This window comes from Fulvivirga aurantia, from assembly GCF_009711475.1.
Lineage (GTDB): Bacteria > Bacteroidota > Bacteroidia > Cytophagales > Cyclobacteriaceae > Fulvivirga > Fulvivirga aurantia.
The window spans coordinates 1-3,899 of record NZ_SMMD01000549.1 but is presented as its reverse complement, the minus strand read 5'-3'; the positions used below and the strand labels follow the sequence as shown (position 1 = coordinate 3,899).

At 39.0% G+C, this 3,899-nt stretch carries 2 protein-coding genes; both read left to right on the top strand.

The window, feature by feature from the left end:
- Positions 1-2,813, top strand: a 2,813-nt coding sequence (gene infB / locus E1176_RS04460; RefSeq protein ID WP_246205939.1) for a translation initiation factor IF-2, incomplete at its 5' end; no start/stop codon positions are given.
- A 275-nt stretch (positions 2,814-3,088) separates the two neighbouring features.
- The gene (locus E1176_RS04455; RefSeq protein WP_155209368.1) at positions 3,089-3,850 is read left to right on the top strand and encodes a hypothetical protein; all 762 of its coding nucleotides are present in this window, start codon (positions 3,089-3,091) and stop codon (positions 3,848-3,850) included.
- The last annotated feature ends 49 nt before the right edge of the window (positions 3,851-3,899 follow it).

The following is a 3,899-nucleotide window of genomic DNA, read 5'->3' as shown; positions in this document are numbered from 1 at the left end:
CAGAAGAAAAAACCATGAGGCTTAGTCAGGTTGCCAGAAAGTTAAATGTAGGTCGTACGACCATCATAGATTTTCTAGCTGGTAAAGGCTTTGAAGTAGACAGTAGCCCTAATTCTAAAGTAACAGGGGAGCAGTTCAGCATGCTCTCTAAAGAGTTTGCTGCGTCAGCTTCAGAAAAAGAAGAAGCTTCAGGACTCACTATAGGCACTAAACACAACGAACACGTAGTTATCGATAGTGATAGCGACTCTTCAAAAAAAGGAGACGATGAAGAAAGTGTGCTTATAAAGAATCTCTCTGCCGGAAAAAGTGAGTCTTCTGAAAAAGAAGAGCCTAAGAAAGAAGAAGAGAAAAAAGAAGAAGCTCCTAAAGCATCTACTGATAAAGAAAAATACGAACAGGATAAGCCAAAGCTGAAAGGGCTTAATGTTGTTGGTAAAATAGATCTCGACAAGAAGAAGAAAGAAGAGAAAGAGGCTAAAAAAGAGGAAGAGAAGAAGGAAGAAAAGCCAGTAGAAAAGGCTCCTGAAAAGAAAGAAGAGCCAGTAGCTAAGAAGGAAGAGAAGGCACCAGCTCCTAAAGTTGAGGAGAAGAAAGAGGAGCCTAAAGAAAAGAAAGAAGAAGCTCCAAAAGCTAAAAAAGAGGAAGAGAAGAAGGAAGAAAAGCCTGCTGAAGAGAAAACTACTCAAGAAGAGAAAGAAGACCGAGTAATTGAGGCTAAAGCCGATAAATTAAAAGGTCTTAAGGTTGTTGGTAAAATTGAGCTTCCTAAAGCCAAAGAGAAGAAAAATCAGCCCGTTGCTTCTTCTGACGATAGAAAAGAACAAAAGAAAAAGAAAAGGCCTAGAAAACGTATTGCCAGACAAGATAATCGTGGCAAAGGCGGCAGAAGGGTCGAAAAGGAGGAGCCTTCAGATAAGGAAATCCAAGATAAAATTAAGGCAACTCTTGCCAAACTGAGTGGTAACAAAAAGAAAAGCTCAGGTTCTAAATACAGAAGAGAGAAAAGGTCAGCTGCTGCAGAAGCTCAGGAAGAGCAAATGCTGAAGGATCAGGAGGATTCTAAAATACTAAAAGTAACAGAATTCGTATCTGCTAACGATCTCGCTTCATTGATGGACGTTCCGGTGCAGGAAGTAATCAGTACTTGCATGAGTTTGGGTATGTTCGTCTCAATTAATCAGAGATTAGACGCTGAGTCAATCACTGTAATTGCTGATGAATTTGGATACTCTGTTGATTTCACCTCTGCCGATGACGAACTAGTGATTGAAGAGGAAAAAGATGCAGAAGAAGACCTGACTGACAGAGCACCAATTGTTACTATCATGGGTCACGTAGACCACGGTAAAACATCGTTGCTTGACTACATTAGAAGTGCTAAAGTAACTGCGGGTGAGGCCGGAGGTATTACGCAGCATATCGGTGCTTACGATGTAATGACTGATAGTGGTCAAAAAATCGCATTCCTTGATACACCGGGTCACGAAGCCTTTACAGCGATGCGTGCACGTGGTGCAAAAGTTACAGATATTGTAATTATTGTGGTTGCTGCTGATGATGACATCATGCCGCAAACAAAAGAGGCGATCAACCACGCACAGGTTGCAGGTGTACCAATCGTAATTGCTATTAACAAAGTAGATAAGCCTAACGCCAATCCTGATAAGATTAAGGAAGGTTTATCTGGTATAAATATTCTTGTTGAAGACTGGGGTGGTAAATATCAGTGCCAGGAAATTTCAGCAAAAACAGGACAAGGTATCGATGACCTACTAGAAAAAGTACTGCTCGAAGCCGAGTTACTTGAACTTAAAGCGGTGCACGAAAAGCCTGCTGTAGGTACAGTAATTGAAGCATCACTCGACAAAGGACGTGGTTACGTGGCAACATTGCTTGTACAAAGCGGTACAATGAGAGTTGGTGATGTAATACTTGCGGGTGCTTATCATGGTCGTGTAAAAGCGATGTTTGACCACAAAGGCACTAAACTCAAAGAAGCCGGGCCTTCTACCCCTGTGCTTATGCTAGGCTTAGACGGTGCTCCTCAGGCTGGTGACAAGTTCAACGTCATGGAAAGCGATCGTGAAGCAAGAGAGATCGCCAGCAAACGAGAGCAAATTCTTAGAGAGCAAAGCATACGTACTAAGAAGCATATTACGCTTGATGAAATCGGCAGAAGACTTGCTATTGGTTCATTTAAGGAACTTAACGTAATTGTAAAAGGTGATGTGGATGGTTCTGTTGAAGCACTTTCCGATTCATTACTTAAGCTTAGTACAGAGGAAATTCAAGTAAACATTATACACAAAGGTGTTGGTCAGATTTCTGAATCTGATGTACTACTTGCCTCTACTTCTGATGCAGTAATTGTAGGTTTCCAGGTTAGACCATCTGGTTCTGCGAAGAAAATTGCTGAAAATGAAGAAATAGAAATCAGACTTTACTCTGTAATCTACGATGCTATCAACGATGTGAAAGACGCCATGGAAGGTATGCTTGATCCTGATGTTGAAGAAGTAATTGTAGGTAACGTAGAAGTAAGGGATGTATTTAAGATATCTAAAGTAGGTACTGTAGCCGGTTGTATGGTTACTGATGGCTACATCAAGAGAAATAATCCAATCAGATTAATCCGTGATGGTATCGTGGTTTACTCTGGTGAGATGGGTCAGCTTAAGCGTTTCAAAGACGATGTAAACGAAGTGAAAAACGGTTACGAGTGTGGTATCAGCATCAAAAACTTTAATGATATTAAAGAAGGAGATGTGATAGAAAGCTACGAAGAGCGCGAAGTTAAAAGAACTTTATAAGGCTGATGCTGAAAAAGTTATAAAGGGCCTAAGGGCCCTTTTTTTATTTGTGGACTCATTTACATTAAAATTTTTTTCAAAAAATATAAATTTTTCTACTTATAACGTGTAATCTAGCAGTAGCAAGTAGTGGGATTATTGTTTGCTATTGTATCTTTTTTTGTTCTTTTTTATAAAAAAGAATATTAAAAATTCGCAGTTCTTTATAAATTGGAAGGCGATTAAGAATTATATTTGTTTAACCAAACTTACGATATCATTTAAATTTTTTGGCCATGGAAGAAACCTCTACTCAATCCTTTGAATCTTGGAACATGTGGGCGCAGTACATTTCTTTTGCGTTAGCTGGCTTATCAGTTCTGATATTATTAGGCCATATTCTGAAGTTAGCGGCTACTAGCGATTCTAAATCAAAGTATGACTACATCAATCGTTCGGAGATAAATGTATTAATGACCTGCAGTGTTTTATTGATCATTGCTGGTGGATTTTATGCAAACTCCTTTATAGCAGAGCTAGGAATTCTCTGGCTATTTGTAAGAATATTCGTTACCGTGTCAATGGGTCTTATCATTGGCGTTATCGTTCAAAATTTACTTAAATTCTACTATCCTTTCTACATAGAAAAGAGACTTAAAAAGCTGAGATATAAGCCAAGAGTTTCTCCTAAGACTGGTAAGCCTATGAAACTTCTCAGTGAAGAAGAGGAAGATGTTTACCTTGATGAAGGTATGCAGGCTGAAGAGGACATTTTCTCAATCGACTACGATGTATGGGTTGATGAAGAAACTGGCTATACTAAAATCGAAAAGTATTCTGGTCATCTACACGCGCTTCAGTGCCCTGAGTGTAACTACCAGACTTTCAGAGTAAATAAGGAAGATATCATTAAATCACCTACTACAACTGAAGAAGGTGAATTACTAAAGCATTTTGAGTGTGGCTACTGTGGACACAAAGCCAAGAAGACATTCAAAATTGCTATGTTGAGAGATTTAAATGCTACCGAAGAAGAATCTTCAACAGCGACAGCATAAGCTCATAAAATTTTCATATAAAGGCTTCAATTTAAAAATTGAAGCCTTT